This window comes from Streptomyces sp. NPDC101237 (genome assembly GCF_044767465.1).
In the GTDB taxonomy this organism is placed as follows: Bacteria; Actinomycetota; Actinomycetes; order Streptomycetales; family Streptomycetaceae; genus Streptomyces; species Streptomyces gramineus.
Map to the genome: position 1 here is coordinate 43,024 of NZ_JBIWNY010000019.1, position 23,591 is coordinate 66,614.

Consider the following 23,591-nt stretch of genomic DNA (forward strand, 5'->3'; position numbering starts at 1 on the left):
GGAGTCCCCCGGCCGCTCACCGTCGGTGCGCCGATGATCATGGCGGGCCCGAGCCGTTCAGCCAGAACGCGCCATACACCGCCGAAGCCACCGCCACCGCCGCGGTGACCAGCACCGATCTGCGCGGGCGTGCGGCGGCCAGGGCCCGGGCGGGCGGCAGCAGCAGCGGGAAGGCCGGCATCAGCAGGCGCGGCTTGGAGCCGAAATAACTCGACGCGCACAGCGCGAGCGCGAGGACGACGCCCGTGTAGACCAGCAGCGGAAGCGGCTGACGCTGTCGTACGCCGATCACGTAGAGCCACAGCAGCAGACAGACACCCACGGTCAAACCCGCTCCGGCCAGGGCGGACGGAAATGACGTGAACTTGTCGGCGACGAAGCGCGCGAACGCGTAACCGCCGTCGAAGCCGTTGCGCCAGCCCGCCTGGACGTCCAGGTAGCCGAGCGGTCCCTTGCCGGTGCGGTGGCCGACCCACAGCACGTAGGCGGCGGCGCCGACGGGGGCGAGGAGCATGCCGAGGAGGCGCCGCCAGGCGGGCGCGCCCTCCGTGACATGGGGGGCGTGCGCCGCGGGTGGCGCGCCGGGTGGTCGCGGAACGCGCCGGGGCGGGGCGGTGCCGGACTCCTCCGGGGCGCGTCCGTCGTCCGGCGCGCCCGACGCGTGCCCCGCGCCCCGGTCGCGCACGCCCCCGCTCCGAGCCCGCACGAACGAGACCACGCCCGCCGCCCACACCGCCGCCACGACGGCGAGCCCCACCGGCCGGGTCAGCCCCGCCAGCGCGGCCAGCACCCCGGCGCCCACCCAGCGGCCGGTCAGCACGGCGTACAGCGACCACGCGGCCAGCGCGGTGAACAGGGACTCGCTGTACGCCATCGACTGGACGATCCCGACCGGCAGCACCGCCCACAGCAGGACCGCGCGGACGCCGACCCGCGGGCCGTGGACGAGGTCGGCGACGGCGAAGACCCCCCAGGCCGCGGCGAGCGAGGCGAGCAGGGAGACCGTGAGGCCCGCGCCCCCGTACGACAGCGGCGTGAGCGCGTGCAGCAGCCGCTCCAGCCACGGCAGCAGCGGGAAGAAGGCCAGGTCGGAGTGGACGTCACCGTTGGGCAGCCGCACCTCGTAGCCGTACCCGAGCCCGGCGACACGGGCGTACCACAGCGAGTCCCAGCGCGCCGTCAGCAGGCCGTACGCGCTCTTGCCGCGCGCCCCGCTCCACACGGCCAGCGCGAGCAGGCCGAGGGCGCGCACGGCGGCGTACCCGAGCAGGGCCGGCGCCGCCCGGCGCAGGGCCGGGACACGCGAGGCCGCCACGGGCGTCTCAAGATCGGTCACAGGCTCGATTATCGACGCGGCCCGCATCCCGCGGAGCCGGCCCCGCCCGCCGGGACCCCGAGGTCAGTGGCGTACACCACACGACTTCCCGGCAGCCGGTGAGAGGTCCGCCACGTACCCCCGGAACGAACTCGCGTACGCTGTCGTGTCACTCGCGTTCGTATGCGCGGGCCGGAGACCCCCGCTCCTCTCCGGCCGTACGACGGGGAGTCCCCGCCCGCCGATCCGCCGTACGCGAGGGATCATCTGGGAGGTACGTACATGTCCGGTACGACCACGGCAGCCGTACGGCCGCGCCGTCGGGCGACCGGTACCGGTGCCAACCGCTGGGTCGTCCTCGTCGTCCTCTGCATCAGCCTGCTGCTGGTCGCCCTCGACGCGACCGTGCTGCACGTCGCGGTGCCCGCCGTCACCGAGGACCTCAAGCCGGGCGCCATGGAACTGCTCTGGATCGTCGACGTCTACCCACTGGTCTGCGCCTCGCTGCTGATCCTCTTCGGCACGCTCGGCGACCGCGTGGGCCGGCGCCGTGTCCTGCTCCTCGGGTACGCCCTCTTCGGGGTCGCCTCGGCCGCCGCGGCGGCCGCGCCCACCGCCGGAGCGCTGATCGGGGCCCGGGCACTGCTCGGCGTCGGCGGCGCCATGATCATGCCGGCGACGCTGTCGATCCTCCGGCAGGTCTTCCCCGACCGCCGCGAACGCGCCCTGGCCATCGGCGTCTGGAGCGCGGTGGCGGCGGTCGGCGCCGCCGTGGGGCCGCTGTTGGGCGGCTTCCTGCTCGAACACTTCTGGTGGGGTTCGGTCTTCCTGGTCAACATCCCGCTGATGCTGATCAGTCTGCCCGTGGGACGGCTGCTGCTCCCCGAGTCGCGCGGCGACCGCGACGGTCCCTGGGACGTCGTGGGCGCCCTGATGGCGGCCCTTGGCCTGTTCGGCGTGGTGTTCGCCGTGAAGCGGCTGGGCAGCGGCGAACCGGCCGCCGACGCGCTGACGGTGGCGCCGCTGGTGGTCGGCGCGCTGCTGCTGTTCCTGTTCGTACGACGACAACGGCGGCGCACGTACCCGCTGGTGGACCTGAAGATGTTCGCCCGGCCCGCGTTCAGCACCTCGGTGGGCTGCATCGTCCTCGCGATGCTCGCGTTGGTGGGTCTCGAACTGATCGCCGCGCAGTACCTGCAACTGGTGCTGGGCCTGTCGCCGTTGCAGACCGGGCTGCGCCTGCTGCCGCTGACGCTCGCCGCGATGGCGGCCGGCCTGGCCGGGGCGCGGCTGCTGCGGCGCGTCGGGCCGCGCCGGATGGTGTGCTTCGGTTTCTGCCTGACCGCCGCGGCGGTGCTGACGCTGACCGCGATGGGCGGCGCCGACAACGCGGGCCTGCTGCTGTTCGGTTTCGTGCTGCTCGGCTTCGGCCTGGAGACCACGCTCTTCGGGGCGTACGAGTCGATGCTGAGCGAGGCGCCCGCCGCGCAGGCCGGCGGGGCGGCGGCGATCGGCGAGACCTCCTACCAACTGGGCGCGGGCATCGGGATCGCGCTCCTCGGCAGCGTGATGAACGCCGCCTACGCGCCCGGACTTGCGCGGGTGCCCGGAGTGCCGCGAGCGGAGTCCGCGGCGGCCGGCCACTCGCTGGGCGAGGCCTACGACGTCGCAGGCCGACTCGGCGGCCCCACGGGCGCGGCGCTGCGCCGGGCGGCGAGGGACTCCTTCGTGCACGGTCTGCACGTGACGCTGCTGGTGAGCGCGGGTCTGCTGCTGCTGGGCGCGGTGATGGCGCTGCGGCTGCCCCGGGTGATGCAGTGCGAGGAGGCCGCGGTCGAGGTGCCGGCCCCCAGGGAGCCCCAGAGGTCCCGCGTCTCGGCCTGACCGGTCGGGGGCGGCTGGGCGATCAGGGAGACTGCGCGTAGCCTGGTCCGACTAGCGGTGCTAGTTTCAGGAGGGTCTGCATGTCCGCGTCCGGGAAGTTGCCTCCGTTCGATGCCGGTGATCCGCTCGGCATCGACGATCTTCTGGAGCCGGAGGATCTCGCCGTCCGGGAGACCGTGCGGAACTGGGCGGCCGACCGGGTGCTGCCGTTCGTCGCCGACTGGTACGAGAGCGGGGAGCTGCCCGGCATCCGGGAGCTGGCCAGGGAACTGGGCGCGATCGGTGCCCTCGGGATGTCGCTGACCGGCTACGGCTGCGCCGGGGCGTCCGCCGTGCAGTACGGGCTGGCCTGCCTGGAGCTGGAGGCCGCCGACTCGGGCATCCGCTCGCTGGTGTCCGTGCAGGGATCGCTCGCGATGTACGCCGTCCACCGGTTCGGGAGCGAGGAACAGAAGTCCCGCTGGCTGCCCGCCATGGCCGCCGGTGAGGTCATCGGGTGCTTCGGCCTCACCGAGCCCGACCACGGCTCCGACCCCGCCGCCATGCGCACCTACGCCAAGCGCGAGGCCGGCGGCGACTGGGTGCTCAACGGCCGGAAGATGTGGATCACCAACGGCTCGGTGGCGGGCGTCGCCGTCGTGTGGGCGCAGAGCGACAACGGGATCCGCGGGTTCGTCGTGCCCACCGACACGCCCGGCTTCTCCGCGCCGGAGATCAAGCACAAGTGGTCGCTGCGGGCGAGCGTCACCAGCGAGCTGGTGATGGACGACGTACGGCTGCCCGCCGACGCCGTGCTGCCCGAGGTCACGGGGCTCAAGGGGCCGCTCAGCTGTCTGTCGCACGCGCGCTACGGCATCGTCTGGGGCGCCATGGGCGCGGCCCGCACCTGTTTCGAGACGGCCGTCGACTACGCGAAGTCGCGGGAGCAGTTCGGCAGGCCCATCGGGGGCTTCCAGCTCACCCAGGCCAAAATCGCCGACATGGCGGTCGAACTGCACAAGGGGATCCTGCTCGCCCATCACCTCGGGCGGCGGATGGACGCCGGCCGCCTGCGTCCCGAGCAGGTCAGCTTCGGCAAACTCAACAACGTGCGGGAGGCGATCGAGATCTGCCGTACGGCACGGACGGTCCTCGGCGCCAACGGGATCTCGCTGGAGTACCCGGTGATGCGGCACGCGACCAACCTGGAGTCGGTGCTCACCTACGAGGGCACCGTCGAGATGCACCAGCTCGTGCTGGGCAAGGCGCTCACCGGGCTCGACGCCTTCCGGTGACCCCTGCGCGGGGGCAGGGCCGGCGAGCGGCCCTGCCTCAGCTCTGGTTGAAGAAACCGTCCTCCCGGCGCGCGGCCGGCTCGCCGTTGACGATCTCGGTGTTGGCGGGGGAGAGCAGGAAGACCCGGTTGGACACCCGGTCGATCGAACCACGGAGGCCGAAGATCAGCCCGGCCGCGAAGTCGACGACCCGCTTGGCGTCGCCGGCCTCCATGGCGGTGAGGTTCACGATGACCGGCACGCCCTCGCGGAACAGCTCGCCGATCGCGCGGGCGTCCCGGAAGCTGTCCGGGGTGACCGTGCCGATCCGGCGGCCCTTCTCCTCGGCGGTGTCCGTGGCCACCTTGACCCGCGGGTCGGTGACCCAGGCATCCCCGGGCTGCTCGGTCCCTTCGGAGTAGTCGTCGTCGTAGTAGCGCTCGTCATCGTTGTCGTCGACGAGGCCAAGCCAGGCACTCGCCTTGCGTACCGATCCCATGGACGCCTCCTCTCACAGCGGTCTTTCATGCTTCCGCATCCCTATGGTCGTCCATGATGCGGATGGCGCGCCAAGTGGATAGACGCCGCGCGGGGGGTTTGTGACGGTACTGGTGCAGAGCGCAAACGTCGAGAGCCCAGGTACCCCAAGGGTCGTGACTCACACGGCTGCTGACTGTGAGTGAAATATGATTGTTCCGGGCGTATGGGTGATGAGCGGTGCGTCCGAGTGAATCGACGGGCGTCGATGAAACGACAGTAGGCCGATACGACGGCCCAGCTCAGCGTCGTACCGGCCCTGACGTACTGTCAGTTCTTCAGCTCGGGCGGGGAGATCCGCGAGGTGCCGATCGCCGACGCGGTCGTCCCCCGCTTCCGCGGAATCCGTTCGTAGGCACCGTCGGTGATGAGCCTGTTCACGGCCGCCCTGAACGCGGGCGCCCGTTTCGTGCCCTTCTTGAGGGCGAAACCGACGTCGAGCCGGTGGTACTCGTTGAGGATCTTCAGGTCCTCGTGGGCCGCGGAGACCACGTCGGTGGTGGGGATCGCGCCGCTCCCGGCCGCCGCCCCCCCCCGTGCCGAACCGGAGCCCGACGGGCCGCCGGAACCGGAACCGCAGGCGGTGAGGGACAGGGCCGTGACCGAGGTGATCGCGAAAGCGGGGAGCAGGAACCGGTGGCGGGTATGGGACGGGCGTACGGATCGTCGGGCGGTCTCCTGGGATCAGCAGGCGTGCGGACCTGGAGGCGCGGCGCGAGGGGGAGTGCGAGGGGAGGGGTGCGCGTGTGAAGGCGGAACGGGGAAAGCGGCACAGAACGCGAGGAGTCCCCGCCGTCGGCGGGGCGCGCAGTGGGTCAGCTCAACAGGAAGAGGACCACACGCGACCGAAGTCGATGTGGGAGCGGGTGACCAGCCACTGCTGCGGATGCATGGGCCAAGTGGAACAGGTCTCCGGTTCCCCGTCAACCGACCTGAGACGCGCTGCTCACAGTCCGGACACCCTTGACAGGGAGGGGAAACGGCGCCGTACAGTCGACGGACGGCCCTGCTGAGGGGCTCGGCCGTGCGAGCGCCGCCCAGCGGCGGCGCTCCGTGTGAAGGCACCCGCCGCACCACCGTGCGCGCGTCCAGCGTGCTCGAATGATCCGTCACGGAGCCTTCGCATGTCATCCGACACCCTCGCCACCGTCCCTGCCGCGCTCGGTATACCCGAACGCGCGCACCACCTGAGAGTCGTCCCGCGCCGCCGGTACGGACAAGGGACCGCGGCCGTCGCCGTCCTCGTCCTGCTCGGCCTCGCGACCGCCTCGGTGGTGCGCAACAAGGCGTTCCCACGGGACGTCGTCGCCGACTGCTTCACCACCGCCTCCGTACTGCTCGGCCTGTGGCTCACCCTGTGGTACACCGTCGTCACCTCGGTGCTCGGCATCGGCCGGCACTCCGTCGAGAAGCACTCCGCGCGCGGCACGGGAACGGGCCGATGAGGTCCCGGTTGGTGATCGTGGGAGCCGGTCCGCGGGGGACCGGACTCCTGGAGCGCATCGCCGCCAACGCGCCCGAGCTGTACGCCGGCGACGGCCTCGACATCCACCTGGTCGACCCCCATCCGCCCGGCGCCGGCCGGATCTGGCGGGCCGCGCAGTCGCCGCTGCTGTGGATGAACTCGCACGCCGAGGACGTCACCATGTTCACCGACGAGACGGTGCGCATGACCGGCCCGGTGCGCGAGGGTCCGACCCTGCACGAGTGGGCGGGACTGGACGGCCGTACCTTCGCCGACCGGCAGATCCAGGGCCGGTACCTGCGGCACGTGTACGACCGCGCCGTGGCCGGCCTGCCCGACGGCGTCACCGTCCGGCACCATCCCCACCGGGCCCTGCGGGTGAGCGGTCCGCGCGACGGGCGTCAGCAGGTCTGGCTCGAGGGCCGCCGGGACCCGCTCGTCGCCGACCTCGTCGTCCTCGCCCTCGGCCACCTCGACGCCGACCTCGACCCCGAACAGCAGGCCCTGGCCGCGTACGCCCGCACGCACGGACTGGTCCACCTGCCCCCGGACTTCACCGCCGACAGCGACCTGTCCGCGCTACGGCCCGGCGAACCGGTGCTGGTGCGCGGCTTCGGGCTGGCCTTCGTCGACCTGATGGTGCTCCTCACGGAGGGCCGTGGCGGACGGTACGAAGGGGACACCTACGTGCCCTCGGGACGCGAACCGGTGCTGTACGTCGGCTCACGGCGCGGGGTGCCGTACCACGCGAAGATCGGCTACGACTGGACCGGCGAACGGCCGCCGCTGCCCCGGTTCCTCGGCCCCGCCGAGGTCGACGAACTGCGCGCGAGGCCCGGCCGTCTCGACTTCCGCCGGGACGTGTGGCCCCTGGTGGAGAAGGAACTCGGCTTCGCCCACTACCACCGGCTGTTCACCGTCCACCCCGAGCGGACGGCCGTCGCCTGGCGGGACTTCGAGGAGAAGTACGCCGCCGCCGGGACCGGGGCGGAGATCCGGGCGCTGGTGGCGTCCGCCGTGCCGGACCCGGCCGACCGGCTCGACCTCGCGGCGCTCGACCGGCCGCTGGAGGGCGTGCGCTTCGGATCCCACGAGGAGTTCCAGGAGGGTCTGCGGACCTACGTCGAGGCGGACCTGAGCCGCCGTCACGATCCCGGGCACAGCGCCGACCTGGCGGTCTTCCTCGGACTGCTTTCCGTCTACGGGCAGTTGGTGCGGCTCGGTGACATCGGCCCCTGGTGGCACGGGTTCTTCAGCTACCTGGCCTCGGGGCCGCCCGGCCCCCGGCTGCGGCAGCTGCTCGCGCTGTCCCGGGCGGGAGTGGTCAGGTTCCTCGGCGCCGGGACGGAGGTGACGGCGCGGGACGGCGTGTTCGCGGCGTCCGCGGAGACCGTGCCCGGGTTCGTGGTCGAGGCGCGGGCGCTCGTCGAGGCGCGGCTGCCCGAACCCACCGTGGGACGGACCCGGGAGACGCTGCTGCGCGAACTCCTGACCGACGGGGCCGCCGAGACGCCCGAGGGGCTGCTCAGAGTCGATCCCGCGGACGGCCGCGTCCTGGACGTGAGCGGCCGGCCGCATCCCCGCCGGTTCGCGCTCGGGCCGTTCACCGACGCCCGCACACCCGGCGCGTTCACCCGGCCGCGCACCGGCGGCCCCGCCTTCCGGCAGAACGACGGCGCGGCGCGGGCGGCACTGGCCTTCCTGCGGGACCCGGACGGGCGGACCGCCGCCCGGTCCGCCGGTCCGGCCTCCACTTCCCCCGAGGGGTCCACTCCATGAGCGTGATGGTCGACATCGGGTCCGTGCACAAGAGCTTCGGCACGCCGGAGGTGCTCAAGGGCATCGACCTCCCGGTGCGGGCCGGCGGCCGGCAGCAGCGGGCCGCGATCGCACGGGCGCCGGCGCCGGCGCCCACCGTGCTGCTGTTCGACGAACCGACCTCCGCGCTCGACCCGGAACCGGTGGGTGAACTCCTGGACGGCATCAGGGACCTGGCGCGGCAGCGCACCACGACGATCATCGTGAGCCATGGGATCGGGTTCGCCCGGGAGGTCGCCGACACCGTCGTCTTCATGGCCGACGGACGGATCGTGGAGGCCGGACCGCCGGCGCGGGTGCTGGACGCTCCGCGCGAGGAGCGGACCCGGACGCTCCTCTCCAAGGCGCTGTGATGCGCCGAGAGGACGGTCTGTCATGAGCGGCTCGTACGGCCGGGGACTGCTGCACCTGGCCGCCGCCGTGGACCGGGCGGACGGCTCCGACGCGGAGCTTCACGTGGAGCTGGCGCGGCTCGCCGAGAGCGGCGCCCTGGACTTCGTCACGCTCGACGGCCGGTCCGGGTGGGCGGAGACCGACCCGCTCGCCGTGCTGTCGCGGATCGCGCTCGCCACCCGGCGCATCGGGCTGGTGCCGCTGGTGAGCGCCCCGCAGACCGCACTGGCCGACCTCGACCGGGTCAGCCGGGGCCGGGCCGGCTGGTGGAGCGGGACGCCGGGACCCTCGCACGGGCATCCGGTCCGGGTCGCCGAGGCCACCGAGGGTCCCGCCCTGCGGAGCGCGGCACGCCATGCCGACGTCGTCCTGGTGCGGGCCGCGAGCGCGGCTCAGGCCGCCGCCGTGCGGGACGAACTCAGGAGCCGGGCGGGGGAGTCGGGGCGGGATCCCGACGCGCTGCGGGTGCTGGTGAGTCTGCTGGTGGACCTGGGGGACGGGGAGCGGGCGGCCGCGCCGGGGCACGGCGGCGGCGGGCCCCGGCAGACCGTGCGCGGGCCGCTGTACCGAGGCGGCCCGGTGGACCTCGCGGAGCTGATCGCCGGCTGGCACGGCGAGGGCGCCGCCGACGGCTTCCACCTGGTGCCCGCCGAACCGCGCCGGGACCTGGAGCGGCTGGTCAACGGCACCGTGGCGCTGCTCCAGCACCGCGGGCTGTTCCGCACCTTCTATCCGGGCGGCACCCTGCGCGAGCACCTGGGCCTGGCCCGGTCAGCCGGGCAGCTCGCGGCGCCCTGAGACGGCCGTGCGCTCCCGGCCGGCGCGGACGGGACGGGCACGCGGGGGAGAGGGACGCACGCCGTTTCGGGTTCATCTATTCGGCCGCTCCCCGGCGCCGGCGACTCCCCGGCCGTCGGCACCGGCCGGGCGCGACCGCCGCCGTGCGCCGCCGCGGCCCCCGCCATCTGCCCCTTCCCGCCGCGAGGGAACGGGACGGACCTCGCGGCCGGGGCGGGGGAGCGCACAGTGACCCGAGGGATTCGAGGGATTTGTGACCGGGTGTCATCCCGTACGGACCACGACGAGTTCCCACAAAGTCGGCAGGGTTCGAACACGGTCGCACGGCCGAAAGGCCCCCTTGCGGGTACCGGTCGTTCGCCCGAATACTCCCCCACAGCGCTTGTCAGGGGCATGCGTGTCCGGAACCCGGACGTCCTCCCTGGCTGCGCCTCACGGGCCCCGACCCCACGCGGGCCCCCTGATTCCCCTGGGAGGGAACGAAAAGTGAGGATCAAGCGCACGACCCCCCGCAGCGGTGTCACGAGACGGACCCGGCTGATCGCCGTGGGTACCGGTTTCCTGGCCGCTGCCGCGTTCGCCGTCCCCACCGCGAGCGCGAGTACCGTCCACACCTTCAGCGCGAGCGAACTGAAGGCCGTGAACAGCTCCGTTCTGAAGGCGAACGTCCCCGGCACCGCCTGGGCCGTCGACAGCAAGACCAACCGTGTCGTCGTCACCGCCGACTCCACGGTCTCCGCCGCCGAGATCGCCAAGATCAAGGACCAGGCGGGCGCCGACGCCGGCGCGATCACCGTCAAGCGCACCCCCGGCACCTTCAAGAAGCTGATCACCGGTGGCGACGCCATCTACGGCGGCTCCTACCGCTGCTCGCTCGGCTTCAACGTGCACAGCGGCAGCACGTACTACTTCCTGACCGCCGGGCACTGCGGTGAGGTGGCCTCGACCTGGTACAGCAACTCCGGCCACACCACGGTCCTGGGCACCAACGTCAGCTACAGCTTCCCGAACAACGACTTCGCGCTGGTCCGGTACACCAACAGCTCGATCGCGCACCCGAGCGCGGTCGGCAGCCAGACCATCACCAGTGCGGCCACCCCGTCCGTCGGGACGACGGTGTACCGCCGCGGTTCGACCACCGGCACGCACAGCGGCCGGGTCACCGCGCTGAACGCCACCGTCAACTACGGCGGCGGTGACGTCGTCTACGGCATGATCCAGACCACGGTCTGCGCCGAGGGCGGCGACAGCGGCGGCCCGCTCTACGGCGGTTCCGTGGCCTACGGTCTGACCTCGGGCGGCAGCGGCAACTGCACCTCCGGCGGAACGACCTTCTTCCAGCCGGTCACCGAGGCGCTGAGCTACTACGGCGTGAGCGTCGGCTGACGATCCTCCCGGACCGGTTCTCCCTGGGGGCCCCCGCACGCAACCGGCGTGCGGGGGCTCCCTTTTGACGGGGTGGCGGAGTTACCGTCGAAGGACCACTGGAGTCACCCCCTGGGGGCCGGCATGGTCGAGGCGATGGTGGCGGCCGCGGCCGCTCTCGTGTCCGTCGGAGCGGTCTACGCACTGGCCGCGGCACGGGTCGTCAGGCAGTACGAGCGAGGCGTGGTGTTCCGCCTCGGCCGGCTGCGACCGGAGGTGCGCGAACCCGGTTTCACCATGATCGTCCCCTTCGTGGACCGGCTCCAGAAGGTCAACATGCAGATCGTCACGATGCCCGTGCCGGCGCAGGAGGGCATCACCCGGGACAACGTGACCGTCCGCGTCGACGCCGTCGTCTACTTCAGGGTGACCGGGCCCGCCGAGGCGGTCGTCCGGGTCGAGGACTACCGGTTCGCCGTCTCGCAGATGGCGCAGACCTCGCTGCGGTCCATCATCGGCAAGAGCGAGCTGGACGACCTGCTGTCGAACCGGGAGAAGCTCAACCAGGGCCTGGAGCTGATGATCGACAGTCCGGCCGTGGAGTGGGGCGTCACCATCGACCGTGTCGAGATCAAGGACGTGTCGCTGCCCGAGACCATGAAGCGGTCCATGGCCCGGCAGGCCGAGGCCGACCGGGAACGCCGGGCCCGGGTCATCAACGCCGACGCCGAACTCCAGGCCTCCAAGAAGCTAGCGGAGGCGGCCAAGGAGATGTCCGAGCAGCCCGCCGCGCTCCAACTGCGGCTGCTGCAGACGGTGGTGGCGGTGGCCGCGGAGAAGAACTCGACGCTGGTGCTGCCCTTCCCCGTGGAGCTGCTGCGGTTCCTGGAGCGGGCCCAGCAGCAACTGCCGCCCGGGGCCGACGGGTCGGCGGTGAACAGGGTCGCGCGGGAGTCGGACGAGCCTGGAGGGGCGCATTCCGGCCAGGGGTGAGGGTCACGCTCCGCCCGTGGTTACTCGCCCGTAGTGTTTGCAGTGCGAATTCCCCGGCGGTGACTGCGAACGGCCGTCGCGCGGGGGGCGCGCACCGCCTGCGCACACGCGTCCTGAAGTCGACCTTGTGTGCTCCCTGTGGGTGTCGGAATAGTGGGCGCCCGTCAACCAGCCTTCCGGCCCTGAGGTCCCCACATCCTTACGGGCCGACCCCCCACAGGAGGACATGAGTTGAGGCACCGACGCATACCCGGGCGCCGGGCGGCCCTCGCCGCCGCGGGCGTCGCCGCGCTCGTCGCCACCGGAGTGACCTTCCAGAGTGCGAACGCCGGCGAGCCCGCCAAGACCGCCGCACCGCGGACGCTCTCCGCGCCCGCGGCCGGAAAGCTCGCCTCGACGCTGGTCGCCGACCTCGGCACCGGCGCGGCCGGCACGTACTACGACGCCAAGGCGAAGAGCCTCGTCGTCAACGTGCTCGACGACGCCGCCGCGCGGACCGTCGAGGCGGCCGGGGCCAGGGCGAGACTCGTCGCCAACTCCCTGGCCGAACTCGACGGCGCGCGTGGCACGCTGAAGCGGGACGCCACCATCCCGGGCACCTCCTGGGCGACCGACCCGGTCTCCGACAAGGTCGTCGTCACCGCCGACAGGACGGTGGCCGGGACCGCGCTGGCCCGGCTCGCCAAGGTTGTCGACGGGCTCGGTGAGAGGGCCGAACTGCGGCGCTCGAAGGGGGAGTTCAAGACCTTCATCGCCGGCGGCGACGCGATCAGCGGGTCCGGCGGGCGCTGCTCGCTCGGCTTCAACGTGGTCAAGGGCGGCGAGCCGTACTTCCTGACCGCCGGGCACTGCACGGACGCCATCTCCAGCTGGTCGGACTCCTCCGGCGCCGTGATCGGCTCCAACGCCCGGTCCAGCTTCCCGGGCAACGACTTCGGTCTGGTCGAGTACACCTCCACGGTGGACCACCCGAGCGAGGTCGACCTCTACGACGGCTCCGCCCGGAAGATCACCGGCGCCGCCGAGGCCACCGTCGGCATGAAGGTGACCCGCAGCGGTTCCACCACCCAGGTCCACGACGGCACGGTCACCGGGCTCAACGCCACCGTGAACTACTCGGAGGGCACGGTGAGCGGGCTCATCCGGACCGACGTCTGCGCCGAGCCGGGCGACAGCGGCGGCTCCCTCTTCTCGGGCAGCGACGCCGTCGGCCTGACCTCCGGCGGCAGCGGCGACTGCACCTCCGGCGGGGAGACGTTCTTCCAGCCGGTGACGGAGGCCCTGTCGGCCACCGGCAGCCAGATCGGCTGACCCGCACCGCACGCCCAGCCGCCCCGCCCTCCCGAAGGGGCGGGGCGGCCGCGTTCACCGGGCCGCCCGCCTTGCCGTGCCCACGACACCGAAGCCCGCCCGGGAGAGCGGCGCACCGGGGCTCGGTGCAGGCTGGACTAGGGAGGTGGGTTGCCGTGGCGCACAACGAAGCCGTCTCGCCGGGCAAGGGTGCCGCGGTGCTGGAGGCCCTGTTCCGTCAGTCGCCCACCGGCCGGCTGATCCTGGACACACGGCTGCGCATCCTGCGGATCAACCTCGTCAGGCCGGATCTGCACGGCACGCCCTACGAGCAGATGCTGGGCCGGCACATCACCGACGTGTACGCCCTCTCCCACCCCGGCGAGGTGGAGGCGATGCTGCACGGGGTCCTGGAGAGCGGCGAGGCGGTGCGGGGACGGCTCGTGGGGGTGCGGCGCAAGAACGCGCCGGGGCCCGAATACCTGTTCTCCGTCTCCGCGACCCGGCTGGAGGACGCGCGGGGGAAGGCCTGGGGCGTGCTCACGGAGATGGTCGACGTCACCGAGTGCGAACGGGCGAGCCTGCGGATGCGGGTCCTCGACGGCGTGCGCGAGCACGTGGGACGGACCCTCGACGTGGTATCCACCTGCGAGGAACTGGCACAGGCCGTGGTGCCGGGCCTCGCCGACATCGTCGTGGTGGAGGTGGTGGACGCCGTGATACGCGGCGAGGAGCCCCCGCTGAGCCCGCTGGGGCCGGAGGTCCCGCTGCGCCGTGCCGCCTACCGCCACACCGGCGGCCGGGAGCAGGCCCAGGCGCATCCGGTCGGCGACGTACGGGCCCTGCCCTTCCCCACCCCCTACGCCCAGACCCTGACCGACCTCAAGCCCCGTCTCGTCGCCCTCGGCCCCGACACGCCCTGGCTGGCGGCCGATCCGCCGCGCGCCGAGGCGATCCGCGCCTCCGGCGCCCGCCTCCTCATCACGGTGCCCCTGACCCTGCGCCGCACCGTGCTGGGACTGCTGAGCCTGTACCGCACCGACCAGGGCGACGGCTACGAGGAGGGCGACGTCACCCTCGCCCTCGAAGCGGCCGCCCACACCGCGCTGTGCATCGACAACGCCCGCCGCTACACCCGCGAGCACACCATCGCCCTGACCGTCCAGCGGCACCTGCTGCCACCCCAGCCCGCGCCGCGGAGCACCGTCGAGAGCGCGTACCTGCACGTGCCGTCCGAGGCGGGCGGAGGCGGCGGGTTCGACACCTTCGCGCTGTCCGGCGCCCGCACCGCGCTGGTGGTCGGCGAGGTCGCCGGTGAGGGCGTGCAGGCGGCCATCACGATGGGACAGATGCGGACCGCCGTGCACTCCCTGGCCGCCCTCGACCTGGAGCCCGACGAACTCCTCGCCCGCCTCAACGACACCGCGCTCAGCCTCGCCGAGGAACGCTCGGTGCTGTCGCCCGGCGACCCCGTGCCCCCGACGGGAAGCTGTCTGTACGCGGTCCACGACCCGTTCGCCCAGACCTGCACCATCGCCCTGGCCGGGCATCCCCCGCCCGTCGTCGCCCACCCCGACGGGAGCACCGAGATCCTGGACCTGCCGAGCGGACCTCCGCTGGGCAGCGCCGCGGGCCCGCCCTTCGCCGCCACCACGGTTTCCGTCGCCGACGGCAGCGTCCTCGCCTTCTACACCGCGGGCCTGATGCGCGCCGCGCCGTTCCCGGAGACCCTGGCCCGGGTGCTGGCCCGGCCCGGACGGCCCCTGCAGGATCTGTGCGACGAGGTGCTCTACCGGACGCGGCAGAGCGCCCGCCGCACCGACGTCATCCTCCTGCTCGCCCGCACCCACCCCTTCCCCGCCGACCAGGCCGCCACCTGGCACCTGGAGCACCACGCCAAGGCCGTCGCCAGGGCCCGCGGCCACGCCCGCCGCCAGCTGGGCCGGTGGAACATCGACGAGGAGACGGCCTACGTCACCGAGATGATCGTCAGCGAGCTGGTCACCAACGCCGTCCGCTACGGCACCGCGCCCGCCCGGCTGCAGCTCATCAAGGACCGCACGCTCACCTGCGAGGTCCACGACGGCAACACCCTCGCGCCGCGGCTGCGCCACGCGAAGACCGCCGACGAAGGGGGACGCGGCCTGTTCATCGTCGCGCAGCTCGCCCAGAACTGGGGCGTCCGGCACACGGCCGACGGCAAGACCGTCTGGGCCGAACAGAGCCTGCCGGCCCCCGCCCGCCGCCGCTTCAGGCCGTAGGCCGTGGCGCCGTGGCGCCGGGCGGCGGGAGCCGCGCAGCGAAAAGCCCCGACTGGACGGGGGAGACCAGCCGGGGCGGTACGAGGTGGCGTGCGGAGGGCGGTCGCCTCTCGGCGAAGGGCTCCATGGGGCTTCAGCCGGACGATCGTCCCCATGGGCTGTAGGTGAGGCCCGGGGACACTGTCCCCTCCGCAGCCACGTACACATGAACGGCCCGCGGCCCGGCGGTGTTCCCGCGCCGCCGCCCCCGCCGGGGTGACCTGCGGCACACCCCGCGGGAAGCGCGGGCCCTCGTCAGGTCGCCAGGGCGGCCGGCCGCACGGCCCTCGGTCCGAAGCGACGGCGCGCCCGGTCGGCGGCGGCCTCGGCCGCGCGGGCGCGGGCGTCGCCGGGGTCCAGGGACAGCTGGAGACTGGCCCGGCCCGCGGCAAGCAGGTCGTCGGCGCGGAGCGTGTAGGCGCGGACCCGGGCACGCTGCAGCCCGAGCGAGGCCAGTAGACCGAGGGCGGCCGCGGCGACGACGGGGGAGTGGCCGGTGGGCTCCGGCAGCGTGCGGGTGCGGGTGGTGGAGCTGCGGTCGGCGTACCGGACGGTGAGGGTGAACCGCCGCGCCACCTGGCTCTCGCCGCGCAGACGCCGCCCGATCTCGTCGGCGAGCCCGAGGACCGCCCGGTGGTGGTGGGCCGGGTCGAGACAGTCCCGCTCCAGTACGAGGTCGGCGAGCAGGTGCTCGGCCGGCGCCGAAGGGGTGACCGGGCGGGGGTCGCGGCCGCGGGCGCGCTCGGCCAGCAGCCGGGCCGGAGCGGCTCCGAGCAGCCGCTGGAGGGTGGCCGGTGGCATCTCGTTGATCTGCCCGATGGTGTGCAGGCCGTGCCTGCGGAGCGTCTCCGCGGTGGCCCGGCCGACCCCGGGCAGGGCGGTGACCGGGCGCGGGCGCAGCCAGTCGGCCGCGTCCGCGCCGGGCACCCAGGTGGTCTCGCCGGGCGCGGAGGCGTCGGCCGCCATGGCCGCCAGCATGCGGTTGCCCGCGAGTCCGGCGCTGCTGTCGATGTCGTGGAGCGCCTTCAGCCTCATCATCGCCGTCTGGACCATGTCGTAGGGGGACAGGTCGAAGTACCTGAGTGCCGACGTCAGGTCCAGTTGCACGGCGTCGGGCGGGACGGCCTGGACGTGCGGCGTGACACCGGACATCAGTTCGATCAGGTGGCCGTACAGCTCCTCGGACAGTGAGGCGTGCAGGTGGAGGTGGGCGATGTGCCGCCGGCGCGGGGCCGTCCCGCTCGTCCCGCTCATCCGGCGCTTCCCGGGCTTCGGTGGCCGAACTTCTTCAGGTCGGCGGAGCGGGTGCCGGCCGGCTGGAGGTCGGCGTACGGGTGCAGGCGGGCGCCCGCGGTGCCGTCGGCCAGCGTGCGCCGCGGCTGGGCGGGGGTCGGGTGCGGGCGGGTCCGGCCGAGCAGGGCGAGCGCGGCCTCGGGACCGTCGTCACGGCGGGCGGCGGCGATCTCGTCCAGGTCCCAGGCCATGGTGCCGACGACGGTACGACGGCTGCCGCGCACCTGGACCGTGCCGCGGACCAGCAGCAGCCCGCTGTGGAAGACGGTGTGCGCGCAGGCCGGGTGGGAGTCCTCGAAGAACGCCAGGTCGACCAGGCCGGAGCCGTCCTCCAGGGAGACGAAGATGACCCGCTTGCCGCTCGCGATCGGCGGCGTCTGGGTGGAGGCCCGCACCCCGGCGACCAGCACCACCTGACCGGCCCGCATCCCGGCCAGGTGGGCCGCGTCGGTCGCGCCGATCTCACGGAGCAGCCGGTGGTGGTGCTCCATGAGGTGCCGGGAGACGTCGATGCCGAGCGTGTTCAGCTCGGCGCTCAGGGCCTCGCGTCCGGTCATCTCCGGCAGCCCGCTCGGCTCGGCCCCGCCGACCGCGCCCGCGTCGATGGGCAGTTGGCCCTCGTGCGCGGTCCGGCCGCGTGACTGGCGGTGCAGTTCGGCGATCTGGAGCAGCAGGTCGCGGCGGGTGAGGCGGCCGTCGTGGAGGCGGTCGAGCGCGCCGATCTCGGCGAGGCGCTCGGCGAGGGGCCTGCTGGGACGGGCCCGCTGCCAGAAGTCGGAGAGCGACCCGTAGGGCTGCCCCTCCTCGATCCTGGCGCACTCGTCCTCGCTGATGCCGTGCACGGCGGAGAGGGCCAGCCGCACGCCCCACCGGTCCCCGTCGGCCTTCTCCACGGTGTGCGTCGTCCGGGAGCGGTTGACGTCGACGGAGAGCACGGGGACCCCGCGGCGGCGGGCGTCGGAGACGAGGACCCGCTTGGGCCACATGCCGGGGTCGTGTTCGAGCAGGCCCGCCAGCAGGAAGGCCGGGTGGTGCGCCTTGAGCCAGGCGCTCTGCAGCGCGGGCACGGCGAAGGCGACGGCGTGGGCCCGGCAGAAGCCGTACGCGCCGAAGGCCTCGACGGTCTTCCATACCTCGTCCCGGACGGCCGCGCCGTAGCCGCGGTCCCGCGCCCGGCGGTGGAACCAGTCCCTGATCCGGGGCAGTTGCTCCTTGTCGCCGAGGGCCCGCCGGGTGATCTCCCCGAAGGCCCGGTCGCAGCCGGTCAGCACGCGCAGGGTCTCGATGATCTGCTCGTGCCAGATGGTCACGCCGTAGGTGTCGGCGAGCACCGGCTCCAGGTCGGGATGGGCATACGTGGGCGTGCCGCCGTGGCGGGCGGCGATGTAGCGCTCGGGCATGCCGCCGGCGACCGGGCCCGGGCGGAAGAGGCTGATGTCGGCGATGACGTCCTGGACGTCGCGGGGCTGGAGCCGGGAGAGCAGGTCCTGCTGGCCGGGCGACTCCAGCTGGAACAGGCCGAGGGTCTGGCTGGCCTGGATGAGCTTGAAGGAGAAGACGTCGTCGAGCGGCACCTGGCCGGGGTCGTCCAGGTCGATGCGGCTGCCGGTGGCCCGTTCGATCTCGGTGACGGCGTGGGCCATCGCGGACTGCATCCGCACGCCCAGGACGTCGAGCTTGATGTTGCCCAGCGCCTCGATCTCCTCCTTCGCGGCCATGGCCATGGGGTAGTCGCCCTGCGGGGTGGGCTGCACGGGCAGCCGGTCCCGCAGGGTCGCGTCGCTGATGACCACGCCGCACGGGTGCATCGCCATGCCGTGGACGAGGGAGTCGAGCCCTTCGGCCAGCTCCCACAGCGGGCCGTAGCGGTGCGCCTCGGCGGCCAGTTGCCGCAGTTCGGGCAGTTCGGCGAGGGCGCCGGTGATGTCGCAGGCGCGCAGGTGCGGGAAGCTCTTGGCGATCCGGTCGACGTCGTCGGGCGCGAGACCGAGGGCGAGGCCGGTGTCCCGGAGGGCCCTGCGCGCCCGGTAGGTCTCGGGCATCGCGGTGACCGCGGCCCGCTCCTTCCCGAACCGTTCGAAGATCGCGTCGTAGCACTCCAGCCGGCGGGCGGACTCCACGTCGATGTCGATGTCGGGCAGCGAGGCCCGGCGGACGCTGAGGAAGCGTTCGAACAACAGGCGGTGGTCGAGCGGGTTGGCGGTGGCGATGTCCAGGGCGTGGCAGACCAGGGAACCGGCGCCCGAGCCGCGGGCGGCGACCCGGATGCCCTTGGCCCTGATGTCGGCCACCACCTGGGCGACGGCCAGGAAGTACGAGTCGTAGCCCAGTTCGGAGACCACCTTGAGCTCCTCGTCCAGCCGGTCGAGGGCCCCGCGGTCACGGTCCAGGCCGCGCCGGGCCAGGCCGTCCTCGGACCGCTGCCGCAGCAGCCGCGCGGCACCGTCGGCCCGGGGCTCGGCGCCGAACAGGGCCGGTTCCGGGAAGTGCGGTGTGCCCAGTCCGAGGCCGGCCGCCCGGTCGAGGGTGCACAGGGCGGCGGTGGCGGCGGTGTCCGCCATCAGCCGGCGGGCCCGGCGGAGGTCCCCTCCGGCGCATTCGGCGGTCATGCGGGCGAGGGTCTCCATGCCGCGCTCGTCCTTGAGCCAGCGCTGTCCGCCGTCCAGGCGGCGCCGGTCGATCGGTCGCAGCAGCCTGGCCGCGTCCAGGACGTCGGCGAGGCGGTGCTGGTCCGGATCGGCGTAGCGGACGGCGTTGGAGAGCACGGCGGTGGTGCCGGTGCGGTCGGCCAGGGCGAGGGTGCGGGCGGCCAGGCGCAGGGATCCGGGTCCGGTGCCGAAACGATTCTGCGCCACGGCTTCCAATCGAACGTCCTTCCCGAAGATCTCCCGCCAGGGCATCAGCAGCCTCATGGCCACGTCCTCCCGGCCCGCCGACAGTGCCCGCACCGGCTCCGAGAGCGGCCCGAGCAGCACGGTCAGGCCGGGGCCGCCGTACTCGCGCAGCGCCTCCCACGGCACCACCGGCGGCACGCCGGACACGGCGCCGACATGGGCGGCCGAGGTGATCCGGCACAGCCGGCCCCACCCCGCCCGGTCCTGGGCGAGCAGCACGAACCGCAGCGGCGGCTCGATCACGTGCGCGCCGCCGCGCGCCGGGGTGCGGCGGCGCGGGGCGGGCGGGGCGGGCGGCGCGGGCGCGAGGGCCGCCACCGCCAGGTCGATGCCGAAGACCGGCCGGACCCCGTCCTTCGCACAGGCCCGTGCGAATCGAACAGCGCCGGTGACGGTGTCCCGGTCGGTGAGCGCGAGCGCGGACATGCCGCGCTCGGCCGCCCGCCGGACGAGTTGCTCGGGATGGGAGGCGCCGTAGCGGGCGGAATAACCGGACGCGACGTGCACGTGGGCGAAGCCCGCCATGCCGCACCTCCATCACTCCACCCCTTTTGCCTCATGCGCCCGATATCTTCATCGTACGCTCGTTCGATTACTCTAACCCCATCAGTCCAGGTGGGCGACTGGAATCGAACAGGTAACCGATTTTGGGCGGGGAGGGCGGGGTGTCAGTTGGCCCACGGCGGGCTGAGTCGGGTGCCGTCGGGCAGCTCGGCCTCCAGGCCGACGGACGTGGTGACCCAGGAGAGCGCGGTGTGGCCGGTCGGGTTCTCGACGGCGAAGAGGGAGCCGGCGTTGACGATGACGGTGTCGCCCGCCCGGACGCGGTCGGTGCGGCCGTCGAGCGAGACCAGGAGCTCGCCGACGAGCAGGTGGAAGATCTCCTCGCGGGTGACGGTGTGGGCGGGCGCCCTGGTCCCGGCGGGGATCTCGCCGCGCCACGCGCACAGCTCCTCGCTGCCGGTGCGGGGGGTGGCGTACGAGACGAAGCGGGCGCCGTGGATCTCGTGGGTGGTGGCCTCGGCGGAGCGGGGTGGCCGCCCGCGGCTTCGAGGGGGTCAGGCCCGCTCACGGTTTCGCCTTCGCGCGGCTCGCCCCGGACGGCGCGACCGTCACCGAACTCGCCGCGCACCTCGGGGTGACCAAGCAGGCGGCGAGTCGGCTCGTCGACGACATCGTGCGCAAGGGCTATGCCGAACGGCGGCCGCACCCCCGGGACGCGCGGGCCCGGGTGATCGTGCTCACCGCGCGGGGACGGGCGTGCACGCGGGCGGCGGAGGAGGCGGCCGCCGACGTCGTGCGGGGTTGGAGCGATGCGCTGGGGGAGGGTGAAGTGCGCGTGTTGCGGGCCGCTTTGGCGCGTATCGCGCCCTATGGTCCCCTCAGGCCCAGCTGGTGACATCCCGTCAGGCGAGCGCACCGCGACAGTTACTCGGAAGTTTTACCGACGCGTAACTTCACGCTTGCACTACTCGTCCGTAACTTGATGAGTGAACAGCATCCTCGTGATCCGGATCACAGGGCGTAAGGCCGTCGCACCTCCCTTGAGCCGCAAGGAGATCACACGATGCTGCCCTGGAAGCGAGTGCTCAGACCTCTGACCGCACTGCTCTTCGCCGCCGCCGTCGCCACCGTCCCCGCCGCCACCGCCCACGCGTCGAGCGCCCCCAGCACCGGCTGGAACGACTACTCCTGCCGCCCCTCCGCCGCCCACCCCCGCCCCGTGATCCTGGTCCACGGCACGCTGGGCAACTCCGTCGACAACTGGCTCTCCCTCGCCCCGTACCTGGAGGACCGCGGCTACTGCGTCTTCTCCCTCGACTACGGCCAGCTGTCCGGCGTCCCCGTCTTCCATGGCCTCGGCCCCATCGACAAGTCGGCAGACCAGCTCTCCGCCTACGTCGACAAGGTGCTCTCCGCGACCGGCGCCGCCAAGGCCGACCTCGTCGGCCACTCCCAGGGCGGCATGATGCCCCGCTACTACCTGAAGTTCCTCGGCGGCGCCGCCAAGGTGAACGCCCTCGTCGGCCTCGCGCCCGACAACCACGGCGCCACCATCAGCGGCCTCACCAACCTGCTGCCGTACTTCCCCGGCGCCTCGGACCTGATCAAGGCCACCACCCCCGGCCTCGCCGACCAGATCCCCGGCTCCGCGTTCCTCACCAAGCTCAACGCGGGCGGCGACACCGTCCCCGGAGTGCACTACACGGTGATCTCCACCAGGTACGACGAGGTGGCCACCCCCTGGCAGAGCCAGTTCCTGACCGGCTCGGACGTCCACAACGTCCTGCTCCAGGACCTGTGTTCGCTCGACCTCTCCGAGCACGTCGCGATCGGGCTCTTCGACCGGATCGCCTTCCACGAGGTGGCCAACGCCCTCGACCCGGCCCACGCCACCGCCACCAGCTGCGCGTCGGCGTTCAGCTGAGCGGCCCGCCCGGCTGAACGCCGCCGGGGCCCGGCCGGCCTGAGCCGCCGGCCGGGCCCCGGAACCATGAGGGATCAGCGGCGGTGCGCCCGCTGCCGTACGGACAGGAAGAGCACGCCGGAGCCCAGCGCCAGGACGGCCGCTCCGCCGACCACGAGGTACGGCGTGCTGCCGCTGCCGCCGGTCTCCGCGAGGACCGTCCGCGAACTCCCGTCCACCGCAGGCGTGTTGGCGGCCGGACCGGTGCCCGGCTCGGCCGACGTGGCGGCGTCGTCGTCGCCGTGGCCGTGGTGCTCGACCGTCGACCTGCCGGCGCCGGCGGCGATCTGCTCGTCGGTGGGGGCGGAGGCGCTCGGGGCCGGGACCGCGCCGGTGGTGCCGGTGGCCGTACCGCTGCCGGTGGGGGCGCCGCCGCCGAAGTCCACGTCCGAGCAGGAGTAGAAGGCCTCCGGACTGTCCGAACGCTGCCAGACCGCGTACAGCAGCTGGCGCCCGGTGCGCTCCGGGAGCTTCCCGGAGAACGTGTAGAAACCGCCGGCGGCGACCGGGTCGACGGCCGTCGCCACGGGGTGGTCGAGATCCAGGTCCGCCCAGGCCAACGGCTCGGCCGGGTCGTACCCCGCCTTGGTGAGGTAGACCTGGAAGGTGCCCTTGTGCGGCGCGGTCACCCGGTACTTGAACGTATACGAACCACTGCCGACCTTCGTCGCCGGCCAGTCGGCGCGGGCGAGGTCGAGGCCCTTGAACTCGTCGTCGCCCGCGCTGCACAGCCTGCCGTCCGGGATCCGGGCCTGGTGCCGCCCGTTCACGTCGCCGATGCGGATGCCGTTCCAGTCGTAGAGGGCCTGGGTGCCGCCGGCCGCGACCGCCGCCCTGCACGCGTCGGACCTGGGGCTCTCCGGGTTCTCCGCGTAACACTGGGCGACCCGGCTGACCGGTTCGCCCATGGTGCCGTGCGCGGACGCGGGCGCGGCGGCGAGGACGACCGCACCCACGCCGGAGGCGACGGCGACGGCGGCCCTGCGGCGTGCTGCGAGCATGCGGGAACTCCTCGGACGGTCCTCGGGGCGGGAGGGCCCCGCCGGGCTGGATCCCGTGGGGGGCGAACAGAAAGCTAGCCCCGGGAAACCGCGGAATCGCCTGCCGGGAGCGGACGAGGGAGATCCTTATGGTCGGCTTAAGGGAGTGCTAACTGAGGGCTGAGGAAGAGGGGTTGGGGAGCCCTGGCGCACCTGCGCCTAGGCGCTCCCGCCGTCCGCGGTAGTTCACGTTCGTCCGCAGCCGGACGCTGTCGTTGGCTCCCGGAATGGCTCCCCGTGCGGGCACCAACGGACGTTCTGGCCCACGAGGTCTCCTGGCGCCATCACCGCGGTGGCCACCGCGACTGTCGTACCCGCTAGTGCCGGAGCCAGTGACCTCGGGCCCAGCGCCATCTCGCCTGGCGCTTGCGCTGGCGCTGCGTCTAGTCCCGGCGCACTGCCGGCGCCATAACGTGGTCGCCGTCCGGCCTGTCACCTGCATTCCACCGTGAAGACGGGCCAGACCTGTTCAGCGGTCGTAGTGAC

Annotated in this window: 15 protein-coding genes and 4 pseudogenes; 12 read left to right on the top strand and 7 right to left on the bottom strand. The window is 73.2% G+C overall.

The window, feature by feature from the left end:
* Positions 1–37 precede the first annotated feature (37 nt).
* Positions 38–1,336 (bottom strand): mannosyltransferase family protein, encoded by a 1,299-nt coding sequence (locus ACIRQ9_RS26915; protein WP_404178563.1) that lies wholly within the window; start codon positions 1,334–1,336, stop codon positions 38–40.
* A 261-nt stretch (positions 1,337–1,597) separates the two neighbouring features.
* Here ACIRQ9_RS26915 and ACIRQ9_RS26920 point away from each other — a divergent pair, with 261 nt between their 5' ends.
* Both ACIRQ9_RS26920 and ACIRQ9_RS26925 read left to right on the top strand, forming a co-directional pair.
* Positions 1,598–3,199, top strand: coding sequence for an MFS transporter (locus ACIRQ9_RS26920; RefSeq protein ID WP_404178566.1), 1,602 nt, complete (start codon positions 1,598–1,600; stop codon positions 3,197–3,199).
* A gap of 80 nt (positions 3,200–3,279) precedes the next feature.
* On the top strand, positions 3,280–4,473 hold the full coding sequence (locus tag ACIRQ9_RS26925; protein ID WP_404178569.1) for an acyl-CoA dehydrogenase family protein: 1,194 nt from the start codon (positions 3,280–3,282) through the stop codon (positions 4,471–4,473).
* 37 nt (positions 4,474–4,510) lie between these two features.
* Here the strand turns inward: ACIRQ9_RS26925 and ACIRQ9_RS26930 are convergent, their stop codons facing one another.
* Together ACIRQ9_RS26930 and ACIRQ9_RS26935 are read right to left on the bottom strand one after the other, a co-directional pair.
* The gene (locus ACIRQ9_RS26930; RefSeq protein ID WP_404178572.1) at positions 4,511–4,951 is read right to left on the bottom strand and encodes a cell division protein SepF; all 441 of its coding nucleotides are present in this window, start codon (positions 4,949–4,951) and stop codon (positions 4,511–4,513) included.
* Between the two features lie 308 nt (positions 4,952–5,259).
* Positions 5,260–5,463 (bottom strand): annotated as a pseudogene (locus ACIRQ9_RS26935) (ABC transporter substrate-binding protein); the annotation flags it as partial.
* 650 nt (positions 5,464–6,113) lie between these two features.
* Here ACIRQ9_RS26935 and ACIRQ9_RS26940 point away from each other — a divergent pair.
* The 8 genes and pseudogenes from ACIRQ9_RS26940 to ACIRQ9_RS26975 all read left to right on the top strand — a co-directional run.
* Positions 6,114–6,377, top strand: a pseudogene (locus ACIRQ9_RS26940) (amino acid ABC transporter permease); the annotation flags it as partial.
* A 53-nt stretch (positions 6,378–6,430) separates the two neighbouring features.
* Positions 6,431–8,233 (top strand): FAD/NAD(P)-binding protein, encoded by a 1,803-nt coding sequence (locus ACIRQ9_RS26945; RefSeq protein WP_404178575.1) that lies wholly within the window; start codon positions 6,431–6,433, stop codon positions 8,231–8,233.
* Between the two features lie 80 nt (positions 8,234–8,313).
* Positions 8,314–8,625, top strand: a pseudogene (locus ACIRQ9_RS26950) (ectoine/hydroxyectoine ABC transporter ATP-binding protein EhuA); the annotation flags it as partial.
* Positions 8,626–8,647: 22 nt separating this feature from the next.
* Positions 8,648–9,463, top strand: a complete 816-nt coding sequence (locus ACIRQ9_RS26955; protein WP_404178578.1) for an LLM class flavin-dependent oxidoreductase — start codon at positions 8,648–8,650, stop codon at positions 9,461–9,463.
* Between the two features lie 486 nt (positions 9,464–9,949).
* Complete coding sequence (locus tag ACIRQ9_RS26960) at positions 9,950–10,849, top strand: S1 family peptidase (protein WP_404178581.1); 900 nt, start codon at positions 9,950–9,952, stop codon at positions 10,847–10,849.
* Positions 10,850–10,972: 123 nt separating this feature from the next.
* Entirely contained in the window at positions 10,973–11,821 is an 849-nt protein-coding gene (locus ACIRQ9_RS26965) for a slipin family protein (protein ID WP_404178584.1), read from the top strand.
* 231 nt (positions 11,822–12,052) lie between these two features.
* The gene (locus ACIRQ9_RS26970; protein WP_404178587.1) at positions 12,053–13,132 is read left to right on the top strand and encodes a S1 family peptidase; all 1,080 of its coding nucleotides are present in this window, start codon (positions 12,053–12,055) and stop codon (positions 13,130–13,132) included.
* A 155-nt stretch (positions 13,133–13,287) separates the two neighbouring features.
* A complete protein-coding gene (locus tag ACIRQ9_RS26975) occupies positions 13,288–15,372 on the top strand; it encodes a SpoIIE family protein phosphatase (protein WP_404178590.1) in 2,085 nt (694 codons plus the stop codon).
* 294 nt (positions 15,373–15,666) lie between these two features.
* On the opposite strand, the gene ACIRQ9_RS26980 is transcribed toward ACIRQ9_RS26975, so the two are convergent.
* The 3 genes from ACIRQ9_RS26980 to ACIRQ9_RS26990 form a co-directional block, all read right to left on the bottom strand.
* Complete coding sequence (locus ACIRQ9_RS26980) at positions 15,667–16,665, bottom strand: DNA polymerase thumb domain-containing protein (RefSeq protein ID WP_404178594.1); 999 nt, start codon at positions 16,663–16,665, stop codon at positions 15,667–15,669.
* On the bottom strand, positions 16,662–20,123 hold the full coding sequence (locus tag ACIRQ9_RS26985; RefSeq protein WP_404178597.1) for a DNA polymerase III subunit alpha: 3,462 nt from the start codon (positions 20,121–20,123) through the stop codon (positions 16,662–16,664). Before ACIRQ9_RS26985 ends, ACIRQ9_RS26980 begins: the two co-directional genes overlap by 4 nt.
* A gap of 143 nt (positions 20,124–20,266) precedes the next feature.
* Positions 20,267–20,602: a cupin domain-containing protein gene (locus ACIRQ9_RS26990; protein ID WP_404178936.1), complete on the bottom strand. Its 336-nt coding sequence runs from the start codon at positions 20,600–20,602 to the stop codon at positions 20,267–20,269.
* A gap of 26 nt (positions 20,603–20,628) precedes the next feature.
* On the opposite strand from ACIRQ9_RS26990, the pseudogene ACIRQ9_RS26995 reads away from it, so the two are divergent.
* Positions 20,629–20,997 (top strand): annotated as a pseudogene (locus tag ACIRQ9_RS26995) (MarR family winged helix-turn-helix transcriptional regulator); the annotation flags it as partial.
* 168 nt (positions 20,998–21,165) lie between these two features.
* Complete coding sequence (locus ACIRQ9_RS27000) at positions 21,166–22,026, top strand: lipase family alpha/beta hydrolase (protein WP_404178600.1); 861 nt, start codon at positions 21,166–21,168, stop codon at positions 22,024–22,026.
* A 74-nt stretch (positions 22,027–22,100) separates the two neighbouring features.
* Here the strand turns inward: ACIRQ9_RS27000 and ACIRQ9_RS27005 are convergent, their stop codons facing one another.
* Positions 22,101–23,066, bottom strand: coding sequence for a lytic polysaccharide monooxygenase (locus tag ACIRQ9_RS27005; RefSeq protein WP_404178603.1), 966 nt, complete (start codon positions 23,064–23,066; stop codon positions 22,101–22,103).
* Between the last annotated feature and the right edge of the window lie 525 nt (positions 23,067–23,591).